Origin of the sequence: Geomonas propionica (assembly GCF_016458235.1) — a bacterium.
Classification (GTDB): Bacteria; Desulfobacterota; Desulfuromonadia; order Geobacterales; family Geobacteraceae; genus Geomonas; species Geomonas propionica.
On the sequence record NZ_JAEMHK010000009.1, the window covers coordinates 87,287 to 104,554 of the forward strand.

At 61.5% G+C, this 17,268-nt stretch carries 13 protein-coding genes; all 13 read right to left on the bottom strand.

Annotated elements, in window-relative coordinates:
• The 13 genes from JFN90_RS12930 to JFN90_RS12990 all read right to left on the bottom strand — a co-directional run bounded on the left by JFN90_RS12930 (position 1) and on the right by JFN90_RS12990 (position 17,264).
• Complete coding sequence (locus tag JFN90_RS12930) at positions 1-861, bottom strand: glycosyltransferase family 2 protein (protein ID WP_199395531.1); 861 nt, start codon at positions 859-861, stop codon at positions 1-3.
• Complete coding sequence (locus JFN90_RS12935) at positions 861-4,289, bottom strand: glycosyltransferase (RefSeq protein ID WP_199395532.1); 3,429 nt, start codon at positions 4,287-4,289, stop codon at positions 861-863. Before JFN90_RS12935 ends, JFN90_RS12930 begins: the two co-directional genes overlap by 1 nt.
• A 68-nt stretch (positions 4,290-4,357) precedes the next feature.
• The gene (locus JFN90_RS12940; RefSeq protein WP_199395533.1) at positions 4,358-6,481 is read right to left on the bottom strand and encodes a glycoside hydrolase family 99-like domain-containing protein; all 2,124 of its coding nucleotides are present in this window, start codon (positions 6,479-6,481) and stop codon (positions 4,358-4,360) included.
• Between the two features lie 69 nt (positions 6,482-6,550).
• Positions 6,551-7,165 (bottom strand): carbohydrate binding domain-containing protein, encoded by a 615-nt coding sequence (locus JFN90_RS12945; RefSeq protein WP_199395534.1) that lies wholly within the window; start codon positions 7,163-7,165, stop codon positions 6,551-6,553.
• An 82-nt stretch (positions 7,166-7,247) separates the two neighbouring features.
• Entirely contained in the window at positions 7,248-9,521 is a 2,274-nt protein-coding gene (locus tag JFN90_RS12950; RefSeq protein ID WP_199395535.1) for a glycosyltransferase, read from the bottom strand.
• The gene (locus JFN90_RS12955; RefSeq protein ID WP_199395536.1) at positions 9,514-10,464 is read right to left on the bottom strand and encodes a glycosyltransferase family 2 protein; all 951 of its coding nucleotides are present in this window, start codon (positions 10,462-10,464) and stop codon (positions 9,514-9,516) included. The genes JFN90_RS12950 and JFN90_RS12955 overlap by 8 nt, the downstream gene beginning before the upstream one ends.
• A 55-nt stretch (positions 10,465-10,519) precedes the next feature.
• Entirely contained in the window at positions 10,520-12,295 is a 1,776-nt protein-coding gene (locus tag JFN90_RS12960; RefSeq protein WP_199395537.1) for a GTP-binding protein, read from the bottom strand.
• Positions 12,295-13,092 carry a sulfate adenylyltransferase subunit CysD gene (gene cysD, locus JFN90_RS12965; protein WP_199395538.1) on the bottom strand — a complete coding sequence of 266 codons (798 nt, stop codon included), beginning with the start codon at positions 13,090-13,092 and terminating at the stop codon, positions 12,295-12,297. The genes JFN90_RS12960 and cysD overlap by 1 nt, the downstream gene beginning before the upstream one ends.
• On the bottom strand, positions 13,089-13,736 hold the full coding sequence (gene cysC / locus JFN90_RS12970; protein WP_236018992.1) for an adenylyl-sulfate kinase: 648 nt from the start codon (positions 13,734-13,736) through the stop codon (positions 13,089-13,091). Before cysC ends, cysD begins: the two co-directional genes overlap by 4 nt.
• A 100-nt stretch (positions 13,737-13,836) precedes the next feature.
• On the bottom strand, positions 13,837-14,673 hold the full coding sequence (locus JFN90_RS12975) for a sulfotransferase domain-containing protein (protein ID WP_199395539.1): 837 nt from the start codon (positions 14,671-14,673) through the stop codon (positions 13,837-13,839).
• A 38-nt stretch (positions 14,674-14,711) separates the two neighbouring features.
• Positions 14,712-15,578, bottom strand: coding sequence for a Stf0 family sulfotransferase (locus tag JFN90_RS12980; protein WP_199395540.1), 867 nt, complete (start codon positions 15,576-15,578; stop codon positions 14,712-14,714).
• Between the two features lie 94 nt (positions 15,579-15,672).
• Entirely contained in the window at positions 15,673-16,650 is a 978-nt protein-coding gene (locus JFN90_RS12985) for a glycosyltransferase (RefSeq protein WP_199395541.1), read from the bottom strand.
• Positions 16,651-16,655: 5 nt separating this feature from the next.
• On the bottom strand, positions 16,656-17,264 hold the full coding sequence (locus JFN90_RS12990) for a class I SAM-dependent methyltransferase (protein WP_199395542.1): 609 nt from the start codon (positions 17,262-17,264) through the stop codon (positions 16,656-16,658).
• Positions 17,265-17,268: the final 4 nt, after the last annotated feature.

Here is a 17,268-nt window from a genome sequence, read left to right on the forward strand (position 1 = left end):
TTATTTAACGTACGATCTGGTGAACTTGTTTCCTTTGTAGATGAAGAAGGGCCGGATGAAGGGGAACAGCACCTCCGCAATCCGCTTCACCTCGGACTTCGCCAAGCCCTCGCGAAGCGTCTGCCAGATTTCGCCGTTGGTCATGTCCGCGATCATGTCCGAGAAGCCGTAGTGCACGCCCACGTTGCGCCAGCCCAGTCCCTCGTTCTCGCAGCGCTTGGCCAGGCTGGTGACCGTGTACATGTGGGTGTGGGCGCTCCTCGCTTTGTCCTGGAAGACGATCTTGTGCCCGGCTTGCGCCACCCTCTGCTGGAACACCTTGTCCTCGCTCATCTCCACGGTGCCGAGTGGGTGCTCTTTCCATACCGAGCGCCTGATGGCGCAGCAGGTGAACGAGAGTCCGATGTTGTTGTTATTCTCCATCCACATCTTGCAGTCACGCGTGTAGTAGAACTTGCGCACTTTCTCCCAGAAGAAGAGCTCCTCGTCGCTCCACTCGGGGAGCACGTCCATCGCCTGGACCACCGCCACCTGCGGGTCGTCGAAGGGAGCCATCAGGTTGGCGAGCCAGTCGGTGCCCACCGGGACCGAGTCCTGGGATATGACGACGACGATCTCGCCCTGCGCCACCTCAAACCCGTAATCGCGGGTCCGGCCGAAGTTGAATTCCTTCGGCTCGACCTGGTGCAGCACGACCGGATGGGCCGTGAGCGTCTCCAGAGTTCCGTCGCTGGAACCCGAATCGACCGCGACGACCTCGTACTCGAACTCCGCCTGCTGAGACAACACCGCTCGCAGAGAATCCTTGAACAGGTCGCCGCCGTTTTTGGTGAGATACACTACCGAGGCTTTCACCGCCATCAATGACCCCTTACAAGGTCGTACGCCCACCTGAGCGGAGCGGTGACCTTCCAGCTGAGTGACTCGTACAGGGCCGCTATGTGGCGCTCCTTCTCCTCGACGACCTGGTTCAGCTCGCTGTACTTGCTCTCCAACTCCACCAGTTTCGCCTTCAGCTCGTTGCAGCACTCGCCGTTGGCCGCCGCGCTCTCCGAAAGGTTCGCCTGTTCCTTTTCAACTGCGGCGAGCTTCAGCTTGAGCTGGTCCAGGTGCCAAAGCAGGGACTGGTGCTCTTCCACCACCTCCACGAAGTCGTCGGCAGAAAGGAGGGAGAAGGCGCGCTTGAACATCTCCTTGTGCTTTTGCGCCGAGGTCCCCGGGTCTTCCTTGTGCACCCGGCTTATGTTCTTGGTCTGCCGGTTCAGGTAGTTGTAGTGCTCGCAGGTCACCACCTTCAGGTGGGCCGGCCGCTCCAGTGTCGCCAGCCGTTGCAGCATGTCCCAGTCGATGAAGAAGCTCTTCTCCTCGTCGTACGGTCCCGCCTTCTCGAGGAGCGCCCGGGTGTGGGCCGAGTTGATGTGGCTTATGTACCACATGGTCTTGTCGGTCAGCACGCCCTTGTTCAGCGGCTTGCTGGAGAGCTTCACCAGCCGGTCTTCCTCTATCCTCACCTCGATTTCGTAGGCATCGGTGTGCACGAACTGCTGTCCGGTCTGCTCCATGTGGGAAACCGTGGTTTCCAGGTGGTTCGGGTACCAGGTGTCGTCGTCGTCGAGATAGGCGATGTACTTGCCGGAGCCGCAGGATATGGCGAAGTTCAGCGCCGCGGGTTTCCCCTTGTGCGGAATCGCGCGGTAGTGGATTCTGCCGTCGTTGAAGCTCTCCACGAGCGGCCCGAGGTCGACGTCTTCGCCGTCCTGCACGAGGTAGAGGTTCCAGTTCGTGAAGCTCTGGCTCCGGATGCTTTCCACGGCGCTTCTCAGGAAGGTGAGGTTCGGGCGGTAGGTCGGCATGATGATGTCGACATCGGTGGCCTGCGCACCGGCGCCCGCCGCGGCGGGGGGGGGGAGTGAGCGGAACATGGCGGCCAGCTTCTTCGCTTCGGTGGCCTGATTGAACTTGGTCAGGACGATGTCTTTGCCCGCGGCGCCGAACCGCTGCCGCAAGGGGGCCGCGTAGCAGAGGGCAATCATGTGGTTCGCGAAGGCGGCTACGTCCCTTTCGTCCGACAGGAGTCCGGTGACACCGTCGAGCACCAGTTCAGGGATACCGGAGTGACGGGTCGAGACGACGGGGAGACCGGTGGCGCACGCCTCCATGATGGACACGGGAATCCCTTCCCGGTCGCCGTTGGCCCCGGTCACGGAATGCAGCACGAAGACGTCTGCGCGCTCCATTTCCGCGATGACCTCCTCGCTGGAGACGGAGCCCCCGAAATGTACGCTCTCGGCGATGCCGAGTTGCGCGGCCAGCTCCATCATTGCCAGGCGGTGGTAACCGTCACCTAAAAGACGCAGCTCGCTCGCAGGGACGACGCACTTCACTTCCGCGAAGGCCCGCAGAAGGTAGTCGTGCCCTTTCTTTTCCACGAAGCGACCGATGCTCAAGAAGGTCACCTTGCCCCGGTCGCCCCTCTCCAGGAAGGTGAAGCGGGTGGGGTTGATGCCGCAGCGGACGATTTCAATCTTGTCCCGGTAGCGTTCGCCGATCAGGCCCAGGATGTACGCCTTGTTGTACTCCGAGATGGTGACCACCTTGGCCGCCGCTTCCGTCAAAAGCGTCAGTCTTTTCACCGGACTCTCTTCGTCTATCACCTTGCGGTCCCGCATGAAGATGTCGTAGGCGTGCGCCGTGAAAGAGAAGGGGACGCCGGTGATCTTCGAGGTGACGAAGGCGACCAGAGCCGACTCGGTGGCGAAATGGGCGTGCATGTGGCCGATGCCGTTTTGTTGCACGTAGGCCGCCGTCAACGCCGCCTGCAGCGCCAGGACTGGCGCGATGCCGGCTTCGCTCGCCACCCCCTGCGCCGCGGCCAGTAGTTCCTCCCGGTGCGGGTGGGCCTCGGGCTGGGCGATGTCGAAGACCTGGTGGTTCAGCTTCGCCATCAAGGTCTCATGGCACTTTTGCGCCGGCAGTATGGAGACCGGATAAACCTCGAGCCCCTCTTCCTGCATGGCAATGATCTCGTTGATGACGAAAGTCTCCGAAGGGACCGGGATGTGGCGCAGAATGTAGGCGACCTTCAGGGCACTCGCGCCGGCAGCCGGGGCGGCCAGACCGGAGTAGAACTTCACCATCTGCGCCGTCACCTTGGCGGTATCGAACACCTTGACCTTCTCCTTGGCCCGGGTTCCCATCGAGGCGAGGTCTGTTCCGGCAAGGCAGTCGAGGATGGCTTCTTGCAACTGCGCGCTGTCGTTGGGAGGGCAGAGGATCCCTTCCACTCCGTTGTCGATGATCTCGGGGAAGCCGCCGGAGTCGGAGGTCACCACGGTCTTGCCAAGAGCCATGGCCTCGATGCAGGCATAGGGGAAGTTTTCCCAAAGGGAAGGGAGCACCACGAACTTAGACCTCTCGATGATCGGGTAGAGGCTCTCGTGCGGGATGTTCTCGATGAAGATGATCCTGTCTTCGTACCCCGCCAGCGCCGCCAGCAGCTTTTGCTTCATGGAGACGGAGTTGTGGATGGAGTCGCTGCCGACCAGGACGGCGACAAGACCGGGGGCGGCATCGAGAACCTTGGGCAGCGCTTCTGCCAGAACGTGCGCCCCTTTCCGGTATTCCAGGCGGCCGAAGAAGAGCAGGTACTCCTTGTCCTGCAGCAGCTCGTCGTAGACGGCAGTGTTGGGCGTGTAGACCTTGAGGTTGAAGAAGTTAGGTATGACCGCGATGTCCGGTGTGCTCCACTTCTGCCGTACCACCTCAGCCATGGCATGGGTGGGGGACGTGACGGCCGTGGAGAGTTCGGTTTGCAGTTTCTCCAGCTCGTCCCGCACCAAGTGTTCCGGCGCCTCGGGCATGTCGTTCAGGTGACGAACCCAGAAGAATGGGGTGTGCAGGCGGGTGACCTTGGCCGGGCCATCCAGCAGCTTGAAGAGGACCACCGCCTGGGCGCAGGTTTCCGGTGCCTCGATGGTATCGAAGGGGGCGGCGAGGTGCAGCTCCCGGACTTTTTCGTACACCCGTTGGCTGTAAGAGAGGGTCCAGTGCGACAGGCCGGCGAGTTCCGGCATGGCTTCCAGGTCGACGGGGGAGTGCGGTGTGCGCGATACGCGGTGCACCGTGACACCCATGTCATCCTTGCTGTATTCCTCGGCGTCGGCGAGGCTGATCACGTGCACCCGGTGCCCCGTGGCGGCTAGTTGGCGCGCCAGCACCTGGGTGTAGGTGGCAATCCCGCCCCAGTTGGTTTCGGGTGGATATTCTTGTGAAATGAGACAGATATTCATGACAGGCCCTCGCCCGGAACGTCAAAAACTGTAGTTACTAACAAACTCTCGTAGCGCCGGCGCTGTGTTCACCTGAAGCTTTTCTCGTAGGCGTCCATCAACGTCTTGGAAACGATGCTCCAATCGAACGCGAGGGATTTCTCACGTGATTTCGATCCCATCCGCTGTCTCTGGTTGGCATCGGCAACCAGGGCGAGCACGGCAGCAGCCATCTCCTCCGCAGCTCCGACGCTGCACAACCTGGTGCAATCCTCATCAACGTAGTCCCGGATGCCGCCGATGTCGGTGGTGACGATGGGGAGCCCGCAGGCCATTCCTTCCAGCACCGAGTTGTTGGCGGTGCAATCCTTCATCGGTACCACGAGCAGCATCGCCTCCTGGTACTTGGCGAGCAGTTCCGCCTCGGGAATACCGGCGTGGAACCTGACGTTGGCGCACCCTTCGAAGTGAGGGCGATTTCGCTCAAGCGTCACCACGTCGAGAACAAGCTGCGGCGCCTTCACCGCGAGGATTTTGGAGACCGCGACCAGGGTGTCGAAATCCCTCAGCCAGTTGCCGACGAAGAGGATCCGGTCCTCCCGCCTAAGTCCCGGGTTGGGATGGAAGAAGTCGGTGTCAACGCCGTGCGGCACGAAGTGGATCTTGGCGGGATCGACGAACTGGGAGAAGAACGGGATCTGGTTCGTTCCCACTACGACCACGCCGTCCACGTTCATGAGAGGCTCCCTGTTCCGGACGAACTCCTGGTGGGCCGCCGGGGGCTGATGGAAGGAAACAAACACCTTCTTGTTCGGATCCTTCGAGCGCTCGGTGTGGTAAAGGGAGTTCTCGCCGTACAGGTAGTGGCAGACGTGCCGGTGCTCGCCGGCGGCGAACTCGTTCACCGCGCTCTCCAGTTCGAGGTCGCTCGGGTTGTACCAGCTAACCTCCCGCTTCGCCTGCTGGTAGCGGCGCTCACGTTCCTCCTCGCTGACGGCGCCGAAGCTGACCGCCTTGGGGAGCCTGCGATTGGGGATGTAGTCGAGAAAACGATCGTAGCCGGAGTGCGGCGAGTGATGCGCGGTTCTCACGTTCACGAAGTGAACCCTGATCCGGTCGCTAGTCTCCCGCGTCACGGCCCTGAGCGTCGCCTCCAGGTAGGCGTTGCCCCACCTGAGGTCGGGCTCCAGGTAGTTGGTTTCCGCCCACTCGTTCCAGGATTGCACAAAGATGACCCGCTCGTCTTCCGGACGGTCCTCGACGAGGTCGACCGCCTCCTCCAGGTGTCGCTCGTACAGTTGAGGTGTGGAGCCGTGCAGGACGAACCCGTTTTTCCCCGAACGCGGAGTGTTGTCCCAGTTCGGCACGACGCACGGGTGGAAATCGCGACGCAGTGTCTTCTCAGGGAAAGCGTTTTCGACGAAGGACTGGTAGGAATAGACCTGCGGTAGCTCGGGTTTCTCCTTGCTGAAGAAGCGCCACTTGAGGATCTCTTTCTCGAGTTCCTCGTTGAGCGGTTGCACATCCTGGCGGGTCACCATGGCGACCGGCGGGTTGGAGGAGAAGGCGTCGAAGCCGCCGGGTACCGGGTCCCATGGGTAGTCCACCATGGCGACGAAATGGAAGCCGCCGAGCCCTTCCTTGGCGGCGAGCTCGCGCCAGGTGTTCATGAACAGTTCCGGTTCCTTGAGGTCTTTGGGCTTGTAGACCCCGAAGATGTTCTTGCCGTTGACCTTGAGGTAGCGCGGGTCGCGGAAGGCGTCGAGCATGTGGTAGAAATGCGCGGTGTAGTCCTCGACGCCGGGGTAGGTCTGCTCGATCAGGATGCGGTCAGGGCAGCCGTGCCAGACACCGGACCAGGTGTGGTTGGCCCAGGCCAGGCAGAAGGGAAAATCGGGCTTGCCCGACTGCACCACCTCGCGGAAGGGGCGCTCCAGGAGCCTCCTGCCGCCGCCGAACCAGTAGTGCCAGTAGCAGAACCCTTCGATGCCGTACTCGCGCGCGAGGTTCGCCTGCTCCTCCCGTGACTCGGGGAGGCGCAGGTCGTAAAAGCCGAGGTCCGCAGGGAGGTTGGGTTGCTGGTGCCCGATGTACAGCGGCTTGGCTTTCACGGTGTTGGTCCACTCGGTGAAACCGGGGCCCCACCATTCGTCGTTCTCGGGGATCGGGTGGAACTGGGGGAGGTAAAGGGCTATGAGGCGGGCTTTGGACATTGTGCACGAACTCCAAGTGCGGCCAAAGGGGCGTGAGGTTTCCGCATCCGCCCCATTGGCCGCCACAGGCTACTGGGCGGCGACGACTTTCACGTCATCAAGATAGATGGTAGCCGTAATCGGATCCTTGGTCCCCTTCTCGATCGACAGGTACCCGTTTATCTTGCCATCCTTTGGTGCCGTAAAAATGGTTCCGATTTGTTGCCACTGCTTCACCTTGGTCATGTCATATTTGGCGGTAAAGGCGTTGCTGGCAAATTTGTTGTCCTGATAGACGCCGTATTTCACCAGCGGGGGGAATGCAGCCTTGTCCCACGAGTCGATGTACATCCAGCAGCTGATCTTGTACTTTTTCCCGGCTTCAATGTCGAATTTCGGAGAGGAGGCGAAGTTCCAGACATCGGCCGAGGTCCCGGATACCTTTAGGCTCTCCTGCCCGTTATGCTTCTGTTCTGTCGAGGTTGCAACAGTCACCCCTTTAGTGCTCGGAATCCACCCTGCTGCTCCACTCTCGAAGTCATAGCTTCCGGTTGCCTGGGAAGGAGCCGGTGCCGCGACCTGCTGTGCCGGGGGCTGAGCCGGTGCCGGCTCTTTCGCGGTTTCTTCTTTCTTGCAGCCAGTGAAAAAAGATGCGGCTATCAAAGCGATAGCTACTGTGGATGAAGTGCGTGTAATTGTTCTCATGCGTGTCTCCTTCGTAATTAAAACTTCCTTGTTATAGTGGAAAGATGTCTAAAAAACAAGTTGTTGATTCGCTGCTCATTGTCTACTTTCCCCGTGCCAGATCGTAAGCCTTCCGTAGCGGCGCCGTGATTTTCCAGCTCAAGGAATTGAGCAGATCGTCGATCCTCTGGTCCTTCTCCCGCAGCAGCGAGTCGCAGCATGCCTTCTCCTCCTCCTGCTCCTTTTTAGCCTGCGCCAGTCCCTGTTCCGCAGCCTTGAGCTTGTGCGCGGTGCTCTCCAGCATTTCGCCGAGGTGACGGATGGTTTCTTCCTTCTCGCCTAGATGTGCTTGGGACTGCGCGCTTTGGCGCTCCAGTTCTTCCAGGGCTTGGCGGTTGCGCTGTTCATGATCCTGGATTCGGACCGCCTGCTGCTGCAGCCGGCGCTCCAGGTCGCCCCTGAGAGTTTCCGCAGCCGCCATGTTCTCTTCATGCAGCGCCACGAACTGCGCGACCCGCTCCTGCTCCCGGAACATCTCCTCCTCGACTTGCTGCAGCCGCTGGTTCAGGGCGGCAATCTCCACGTGCTTCGACTGCAGCTCTTCTTTCAATTCCACCGCGTAGCGTTGTGCTGATGCGAGGTCTGATGTAGCCTCGTCCAGGCTGGCCGCAAGGCTGACCCGTGTCGCCTCCGCCGCCTCCAAAGCCGATTCCTGTTCCTGCGCCCGCGCCGTCAGGGCTGCAATTTCTGCATCCCGCTGGCGCAACCCCGCTTCGAGACCACTTTGCAGTGCCGAGCGTTCCGCCAGCTCCAGTTCCATCTGCCTGATCCGCTGATCCCGGCTCTCCAGCTCGGTGGAGCGGTAGTCGAGGTAACTTTCCAGCTCCGCACGCAGCTCGCGTGCGAGCGCCAGTTCGTCGTTCAGGTCGGCCTTCTGGAGCTTCTTCATCTCCAGCCGCGACTCGAGCTGCGCGTACCTGTCCTCGACCTCCTTGGCGAGGGACAACAGCTGTTGTGCATGCTCCTGCGCCAGGAGCGTCTTCTGCTGCTCGCAATTCAGCAGTGCCTCCTGCTGCCGCGACAGCTGGGCGCTCACCTCCGCCAGCTGCCTTTTCTGCAGATTGAGCTCCTGCTCCAGATTCGGGATCACCCGCATGGTTTTCAGGTGCTCGACGTAGGCCGCCACGAAACTGTCCAGCAGCGATGCCTGGCGCGAGGTGAGCGGCGTCTTCGTTGCGACAGAAAGTTCGCGGTAGAGACTCGAGAAGGCCTCGACGTACCGTTCCAGGGTGAAGCTGTCGCAGTAGCGCCGACGTCCTGCTTCGCCCATGGCGATCCCACGCGCGGGATCGTTGCAGAGCTCGACGATCTTCTCTGCCAGTGCCTCGGGGTCCTCGACCGGAACCACGAACCCGGTCTCCCCCTCCAAGACCATCTCGCGGGTCCCGCCGCAGTCGGTCGCCACTACCGGCCTGCCGTGCGACATGGCCTCGAGGACCACCAGGGGGAAGGCCTCCTTGGTCGAAGGGAGCACGAACAAATCGGAGCCGGCGAGGAGGTCCGCGACGTCGTTACGGAACCCGAGGTGGAAGACCTTTCCCTCCAGGTCCAGTTCCTTGACCTGCCGCTGCAGGGCGGCAACGGCCTCGGGTGGCCCGGCTCCGGCTATGGCGAACAGCAGCCCTTCGTCCCGCGCACAGGCTTTTGCGGCCGCCGCCATCAGGTTGTCGAGCCCCTTGTATTTCTGCAGCGACGTGACGCAGACCGCGATGTGCTGCTCCGGAGAGGCACCAAGCTCGGCGCGCAGTTTTCCCGGGGCGGTGGGAGTATGGTAGGGAACCCCGTTGTAAATGAGCCGCACCTTGGCAGGGGCGACGAAACCGGCGAGCTCGTCGCTTACCGCCTGCGAAACGGTGACCGCCTGGTCGGTCAGGAAGTTCACCGACTCGTAGAGCAGGGGGAGGGGTAGGATGGATTGCAGGCTCGGGTGCCCGTTCAGGATCTCGTGCAGGTGCCAGACGTGCGGGATTCCTTTCAACGCCGCGGCGACCGCTCCCCAGCAGATCACCGAGGTGTTGGAGTGGATGACATCCGGCTTCTCCTCGTCGATGATGCGCAGGAGTCGGTCCAGGGCCAGCGGGATCTCGTGTTGGGCGTGGAGCAGCCGTCCCTCGTTTTTCACCCACCACTCGAGCGGCAGGATGTGGGTCTTCACGCCGAGGCCGGCGAGCCTTTCCTGGAAGGGGCCGTTGGCCGGGAGCACCACCGCCGTGTCGAAGCGTTCCCGGTCCAGCCCCTCGATCAGTGACAGGGCGCAATTCTCGGCGCCGAACAGGTACGAGGAGTGGGAGATGAAGAGGATTTTCAGCTTAGGCATGTTCCAGGAACCTCGTGAGCAGCGATGGGTTGTTCATCTGCCGGGCGATGGCAAACGTGAGTCGGAACAGGGGGTGCGGGTGGTGTTTGAACAGGGCAGCCATCAAGGTCGCGGCCTCCGCAGAGAGGCCGTTTTTGAGGAGCAGCCGGCACCAGGGTTTGTAATTGCTGATGATCTGGAGCCTCTCTGCGGGTGTGAGCGGCGCGGCGAGATGGCCGGTGACGTCACGGCCGCTCGTGTCGGTGCCGGCTATCCGCTCCTCGGCCCAGCGTCGTGCCAGCACCGCCAGGCGGTGTTGCGACACCATCCGCTTCACGGTCACCGACTCCACGGTGAAACGGTAGGCGTAGAGGGGCTCGGGGAGGTTGGCGAGTTGGTGCCGCTCGCTGAAGCGCAGCCACATGTCATAGTCCTGGGCGGTCACGAACCGCTCGTCGTAGCCACCCAACTCCAGGAAGCTGTCGCGCCGGAACATGATGGAACCGTGCCAGAAACAGTTGTAGGTGCGCAGGGTGACAGCTATCTCGGCGGGTTCGGTCGGGTGGCGGAAGGTGGCCAGTTCGGCCCCCGCGCTGCTGATGACCTTCACGGCGGTGCCGACCAGGGCTAATTCGGGGTGGGAGTCAAGGAACTCCGCCTGGATGGCCAGCCGCTCGGGGAGGGAGCGGTCGTCCGCGTCCTGGCGCGCCACGTACTCCCCCCGTGCCTGCGCGATGGCCAGGTTCAGGGACCGGGTCAGTCCCAGGTTGTCGTGGCGGATGATCCTGAGGCGTGGATCGCTGTAGGACGCGAGGATGGCGGCCGTGCCGTCGGTTGAGCCATCGTCAACGACGATGAACTCGAAGTCGGTGCAAGACTGGTTGAGGACACTGTCCACCGCCTCGCCAAGGTACCGTTCCCCGTTGTACACGCTCATCACTACGGATATCAATGGCTTGCTCACAACGGCACCTTGTGCACCACCTACGGTATTAGGGGTCTTGCAGCCCCGATTAGTATCACAAAAGGATGTTTTTTGCTTCCATTAATTCCATGATGGTCTTGGCCGCCGCCTTCAGGTCGTCTGACTCGAGGAAGTGGAGGTCCGTGTTGTCCGGCAGTGGCCCCTCGACAAAGGACATGTGCACGGTGATCACCATGTGGGGGTGCACCAGTGCACGGATGATCTGGTGGTCGGCCAAGGCGAAGGTGTTGGTGGTGGAGACCACGATCTGGCCGGCGCGGAGCAGGATTTGCGCCACTTCGCCGAAACGGCGCACCATCTCTTCCTTGTCCGCTCCGCTCAGATCGGTCCCCAGCCCGTACAGCAGGTTCTTGCCGTCAAGGAGGTAGACCTGTTTGCCCCCGTTGAACAGGCGGCGTTCGAGGTGCCTGGCTAGTCGGGCCTTGCCGCTTCCTTTTTCGCCGGTGAAGAGGATGATGCCGGGATAGTGCCCATTTCTTCGCACCCTTTCCTCGAGGTGAATCTCCCCACGTCGCCATTCGAAATCACGTCGGCGGGCCTCCGCGCGGAACGGCTCCTGCTCGTCCTTGAACACCTCGATGACGATGCCGCCCCCCTGAATGTCGTACCCCTCGATGATGACGAAGCGGCCGGTGGTGTCGATGTCGGCGAAGCGGTCAAGTGCGATGGGACGTCTGGTCCTGATGAGCACCTCGGCGACGTCGTTTCGCTCGATCCGCTGGGGTGATTCGCCGCGTCCTAGGGTTGAGGCGTCGATGATCCCGAGGATGGCCTCCACCTCCATTTCCACCTCGGTCGTGGCGACCCGGAGCAGGTAGCGGCCGCCGGCGAGCACCGGGTTTTTCCCCATCCAGAAGATGTTGGCTTTGAAACGATCGGAAACCTCCGGCGCGGCATCCTTGTGCGACGCCACCTCGCCCCTTTCCACGAAAATCTGCTCGTCCAGCGTCAATCCGGCCGACCTCCCGGCGGGGACCGAGTGGATGACATTGGGCACGTTGAAGGCTTCGATGCTTTTTACCACGGCGGTCTTGTTGGACGGGGAGAACACCAGGGTGTCGCCGACGCTGAACTGGCCGGCTTCTACCCTGCCCGCGAGGATGCGCCTGGGATCGAACTTGTAGATGTCTTGCACCGGCAATCTCAACGGAAGATCGGTTCGCGCCGGACGCTTCACGAAATTGGCAAGGCTTTCGAGGAGGGTGGGGCCGCCGTACCACGGCATGGCGCCGCTTGATGCCGCCACGTTGTCGCCGTTGCGGGCGCTGGCAGGGATGAAGTACTGCGGTTGCAGACCCAGTGGCGCGAGAAAGGCGCGGTACTCCTGCTCGATATTTCGGAAGGCTTCCTCACCGTACTCCACCAGGTCCATCTTGTTGACCACCACCACGACCTGCCGGATCCCCAACAGGCTCAGCAGGTAGCCATGCCGCTTGGACTGTTCCTGGATCCCCTCTCCGGCGTCTATGATCAGCACCGCCGCTTCGGCCCGTGCGGCGCCGGAGATCATGTTCTTGAGAAACTCTTTGTGCCCGGGTGCGTCGATGATGATGTACTGCCGCTCCCCCCAACTGAAGAAGGTGCGAGCGGTATCGATGGTGATCCCCTGCTCCTGCTCCTCCAGGAAGGCGTCGAAAAGAAAGGCGTACTCGAAGACCTTGCCCTGTTTCGCGCAGATGTCCCGTACCTTGTCCAGGTGCCCCATCGGGAGGGAGTCGGTGTCCGCGTAGAGGCGTCCGAGCAGGGTGGACTTCCCGTGGTCGACGTGCCCAACGAAAACTATCTGGAAATGCTCCTTGGCTGTATCCATCACATGTACCCGTCTTTGCGCAGTTTTTCCATGCCGCGGTCGGCGTCCTGCGCTCTTCCGGAGCGCTCGGCGACCTTGGTGTTGCGCAGTTCCGTGATGATCTCGTCAACGGTCCTGGCGGTGGATCTTATCGGGGAAGTGCAGGGGGCGCAGCCGAGGCTGCGGTAGCGAAGCCCCTCGCCACGATCGAAGTAAAGCGGGATCACCGGGATGTCTTCCTTCTTGATGTATTCCCAGATGTTGATTTCCGTCCAGTCCAGCAGAGGGTGGATCCTGACATGGGTGCCGGGCTCGAAACGGGTCTTGAACTGGTCCCAAAGCTCGGGGGGCTGGTCCCTGAAGTCCCAGTCGTTGTTCTTGTCCCGGGGTGAGAAGTAACGCTCCTTGGCCCGGGTCCCTTCTTCGTCCGACCTGACTCCCACGATGACGCCGTTGTAGCGCTTCTGGTCGAGCACCATCTGCAGCCCCCGGGTCTTCAGCGCCGTGCAGCATTCCATCCGGCCGCGCTCGGGCGACATCCCCGCCTCCAGCGCATCCTTGTTCTGGCCGACCACTAGCGTGAGGTCCCAGTCGCGCGCCAGGCGGTCCCGGTACTCGATCATTTCCTTGATCTTGTAGGAGGTGTCTATGTGCACCAGCGGGATGGGGGCGTGCCCGAAGAACGCCTTGCGCATGAGCCAAAGCAGCACGGTGGAGTCTTTTCCGATCGACCACAGCATGCACAGGTTGTCGAAGTTCTTGTAGGCCTCGCGCAGGATATAGACAGACTTGTCCTCTAGCTCTTGCAGGTGCTTCATGGAGAGACTCCTGCACCGGTACCGGCCGCATCGACCATTCTTCGCTTAGACTCCCTGCCCCGGAGGTGGTCGAGGATCAGCGCCACGCACTGGTCTATGTCCAGGCGTGCGGTGTCGACCACAAGTTCCGGAACGAGCGGCTCCTCGTAGGGGCTGTCTATGCCGGTGAACTCCGGCAGCTCCCCGGCCCGGGACTTGCGGTAAAGCCCTTTGGGATCCCTCTTTTCGCAGACGTCCAACGCGCATTTCACGTGGATCTCTATGAAATCGCCCGGCTCGAACAGGGCACGAACGCGGTCACGGTCCTCCCGGTAAGGGGATATGAATGCCGCCAGCACCACCACGCCTGAATCGGTGAAGAGTTTGGCAACCTCGCCGACCCGTCTGATGTTCTCGCGGCGGTCATGCTCCGAGAAGCCGAGATCACTGTTCAGGCCGTGTCGCACGTTGTCCCCGTCCAGGATGTAGGTGTACCACCCCGTGGCGAAGAGCTTTTCCTCGACCCTTTGAGCCAGGGTCGATTTCCCCGCACCCGACAGACCGGTGAACCAGAGCACCATGGAGGGATGACCGTTGCGCTCGAGGTAGTCCTCGCGGGAGAGCTTCCGATGTTCCCATCTGATGTTGCTGTTTATCTTTGTCATCCGATACTCCTGAAGCGGTTACGGGAATAACTGTCGTTGCCTTGATGCTTGGACCGGCGAAACCTTGCCGGAAAGGGCGGCGCAACGTCCCTTTCCCGGGTCACATCTGTTCTTGGTACAGGTGGATGCCGAAGGCATCGATAATCCGCGCCACCTCCCGGCGCTCCTCGTCCGGCAGTGCGCCCCGCGGGTCGGTGAGCATCTCGGTGGAGCGGTCCGTGGGGCGCAGGGAGCACGTTCTGGAGAGCTCGGCGAGTGCCTGCCTGCGGCTTTCGGTGAACTCGAGCCCCAACAAGCCGAGCAGCCGGCGCGCTTCCGCCTCGGGGTGTACCGCCAGGTCCTCGTAGCGGCAGAAGAGCCAGGGGTAGCTAGGCATCTGGCCCAAGGGGACCAGGTTTTCCAGGCACCACATGACGGCGTGTCTTTGTACGCTCCCCTGCGCGGACTCGATCACCGGGAGATACGGTTCGAGGAAATCCTGCACCATGCGGGGCTGGGAAAGGTAGGCCTCCAGGTGGGAATCCCACTGCTGCTTGACGCGCGAGGCGATGACGGCGTACGGGTGCCGTACCAGGTAGACGATGCGGCAGGGGAAGTTGTTGCTGAGCCAGGCCAGCATGCCGTTGGCCCGGATCTCCTTGATCACCACCCCGCCCGTGTCGCGCTCCGGGGCCAGGCGCTTCCGGTCCTGGTCGGTCCAGTCGTTACCGATCCGGCCGGAGAAGAGCGCCTCTACCTTCGGATGCCATTGCGGCTGGGGCTCGGTGGCTGGGAAGTAGGGGCGCATGCCGAGTTCGGCGAATTCCGTCACGCGTCGGCACTCGAAGGGCTCGAAGATAATGCGGCGGTCGTCACCGGCGATGACGTTGCCAAGCCACGTGGTCCCGCTGCGGCCCGAACCCGCCACGATGATGATATCTGTTGCTGGTGATGCCATGCGATCACTCTCCCGCTGGGATCATTTGCCCGCCTCTTTCACAGGGAGAGGTGGTAGTCGAGTTCGAGCTGCCGCTTCAGTTCCTCAACGGGGAACTGGCTGCGCTCCTTGTCGAGGGTAAGGAGGACTTTGCCGTACTTGGCGCAGAAGCGCCCCAGCACCTCGTACTTGTTGCCGAATTCGAGCCGGAGCGTCTTGTCCTCCATCCGTTGGATGAAGCCGTTGATTTCTTCGTGGCCGCAGCCAAGTTCGATCATCACCCGCATCACCGTGAGCAGCCGGTCCGCGAGCATCTGCTCGTAGTCGACCGGGAAGTAGGCGATCCCCTCCCTCTCGAAGAAGGCCGCCATGCGGCGCTCCTTGGCCAGGATGTCGATGATCTCCTTCCACATCTGCGCGTCCGACAGCTCGACGAGATCCTGCTTCTGCTCCGCGACTTTGGCTGTGAAGTCGTGCCAGTGGCCGGTCGTCTTGGCACGCCCGAAGGAGAAGGCCTGGCTCACCAGGTCGCGCCGGGTCATCCAGAAACAGTGCGTGATCTCCGCCGGGAACAGGGTCTTGAAGTCGACGAGCGGTAGCAGGTGACTTAGGCGCCACTCGTCTATTTTGAACCCGAACCGGCCGCCGCTGGAAAACTGGGTCACCGCTCCGGCGAAGTACTCCTTGAAGTTGCCCGCTTCGATGCTCTGGTTGAACCGGGGCATCAGCGTCTCGTTGAACAGCTCGTGCGGGTGCCCGCAGATCCCGGAGTCTTCCAGCAGGTGGGTGAGCCAGGTGCTGCCGCAGCGCCCCGTGATGAAGATGATGTAGATGCAATCCACTCCGGCCGCCTGCCAGTCGTGGGACTCCACCCGGTTAGCGGAGAGCGACGCGTCGTGCCCGAAGAAGTTCAGTATGTTGTTCAAGCGGTACCTCCGCGAGTCACCGTTTTGCTGGATTGGTGTGGGCCGGGGGCTATCCAGAAGAAGTCGGTGCAGCGATTTACTTTTGACATGCGCCTCACGTTCTCGTCCACGACTGTAGAAACCGGAGCCATTGAGGACCGATCGTGTCGAGACTGAAATCCCTCTTGGCGTCCTCCCGTGCCTGTTTTCCCACTGCGGCCCGGGTCTCGACATCGCGCAGCTTTGCCAGTGCGTCCAGCCATTCCGGCGTGTTTCCCGCGACGAAGCCGTTCCTGCCGTTTTGCACCACATCGAGGTAGGAGGGCACAGGTGAGGCGATAACCGGCATGCCAAGCGCCATGAACATGGTCAGTCGATTACTCGATTTCGCCATTCCCCAATGCTGCAGATGGGCCGGGATCACCGCGATGTCCTGCGACAGGATTTCATCGGTCACCGTATCGATGGCCCAGGGGACGTCGGCGTCGGGATGGTTTGAGATGGTCTTCAGTGTGAATCCCGTTCCGCCAGGAAGGGAGAGCACCTCCCGCACCATGCCGACCGAGTCCCAGTTGTCGGAATGCCCCACCCAGACCAGCCCAAGGGGCTCTTTTGCGGCGTGGACCTTGGCGCGACTTGGGTCGACCTCTATGGCGTCCTCTATGATCTGCGCCTCGATGCCGTATTTCCCCTGGTAGAAGTCCCGCAGGTTCCGGGAAGTCACCACTACGTCATCGACGCCCGTGACCATGTCGGTCTCGATGCAGTCGCACTGGATGAACACGGTGCGGATGCCGCGCCTGCGGGCTTCCTGGACAAAGGCTTGTACGTTCTCGTCCCGCACCTTTTGAAACATCAGCACGTTGAATCCCGCAGAGAGTACCGACTCCTGTTGCTCCCGGGAGAGTTGCAGACCGTTGAACATCCGGGGGCTGCTTTGCAAAATAACCGATTCGACGCCCTGCTCGAGCAGGTAGTTGTGGATGTTGAGCCCGTGGATTCGGGAGCTTCCGGTGTTGACGTTGCCCAGGAGCAGCCAGCCGACCTTCAGTGGTCGGGGGCGACGGAAAAGGGTTGCGAGCCGCTGAAGCATTTTGTTCACTTGTCGGCCCTGAATGCTATCTGGAGGCCATAGCACGGGAAGATGTAGCAGAGGTTCTCCTCGTAAAACTCCTGGAGCGCGGTGCTTCGGTTGAACAGCCCCTCCAGTAGCCTCTTGAACCAGGCGCCTTTCTTGAACGGGTTCGCGATGACCAGACGCTGAGTGGAGACCCTGATACGAATGTCCGTGTAGAAGGAAGGCACTTTCCTTTTCAGCTGATGCTGCTCGTCCACGAAATAGTAGAAGGTGTACAGCCCCATGAACTTGCTGTGGGTGTAATCCGAGTAGTAATAAGGGTTGGAGAAATGGGGGACGAAGACATGGCATAGCGCACCGGGCTTCAGCACCCGGACGATCTCCCTCATCAGCCCTTCCAGGTTTTCGACATGTTCGAAGAAGCTCTTGGAGTGGATGGCGTCGACCGAGTTGTCGGGGAGGAACGAGAGCCCTTCTTCCACGTCCGCCACGATATCGACCGCCACGGAATCGAGCCGGTCGATGCCGATTCGGCCCGGCCTTCTGGTCCTGCCGCAGCCAAGCTCCAGGACGATGGGAGCGCCGGCGGCGAGCATGGTGTCGAGATCTATCTTGATCACGGGTTCCATGGGC

What these genes read in the sequence shown, in the direction of transcription:
- JFN90_RS12940 (WP_199395533.1), bottom strand. Translation starts at nt 6,481, where the DNA reads ATGTCCAAAGCCCGCCTCATAGCCCTTTACCTCCCCCAGTTCCACCCG.
- cysD (WP_199395538.1), bottom strand. Translation starts at nt 13,092, where the DNA reads ATGAAGCACCTGCAAGAGCTAGAGGACAAGTCTGTCTATATCCTGCGC.
- JFN90_RS12985 (WP_199395541.1), bottom strand. Translation starts at nt 16,650, where the DNA reads ATGCTTCAGCGGCTCGCAACCCTTTTCCGTCGCCCCCGACCACTGAAG.
- JFN90_RS12950 (WP_199395535.1), bottom strand. Translation starts at nt 9,521, where the DNA reads ATGCCTAAGCTGAAAATCCTCTTCATCTCCCACTCCTCGTACCTGTTC.
- JFN90_RS12975 (WP_199395539.1), bottom strand. Translation starts at nt 14,673, where the DNA reads ATGGCATCACCAGCAACAGATATCATCATCGTGGCGGGTTCGGGCCGC.
- cysC (WP_236018992.1), bottom strand. Translation starts at nt 13,736, where the DNA reads ATGACAAAGATAAACAGCAACATCAGATGGGAACATCGGAAGCTCTCC.
- JFN90_RS12945 (WP_199395534.1), bottom strand. Translation starts at nt 7,165, where the DNA reads ATGAGAACAATTACACGCACTTCATCCACAGTAGCTATCGCTTTGATA.
- JFN90_RS12935 (WP_199395532.1), bottom strand. Translation starts at nt 4,289, where the DNA reads ATGAATATCTGTCTCATTTCACAAGAATATCCACCCGAAACCAACTGG.
- JFN90_RS12960 (WP_199395537.1), bottom strand. Translation starts at nt 12,295, where the DNA reads ATGGATACAGCCAAGGAGCATTTCCAGATAGTTTTCGTTGGGCACGTC.
- JFN90_RS12930 (WP_199395531.1), bottom strand. Translation starts at nt 861, where the DNA reads ATGGCGGTGAAAGCCTCGGTAGTGTATCTCACCAAAAACGGCGGCGAC.
- JFN90_RS12990 (WP_199395542.1), bottom strand. Translation starts at nt 17,264, where the DNA reads ATGGAACCCGTGATCAAGATAGATCTCGACACCATGCTCGCCGCCGGC.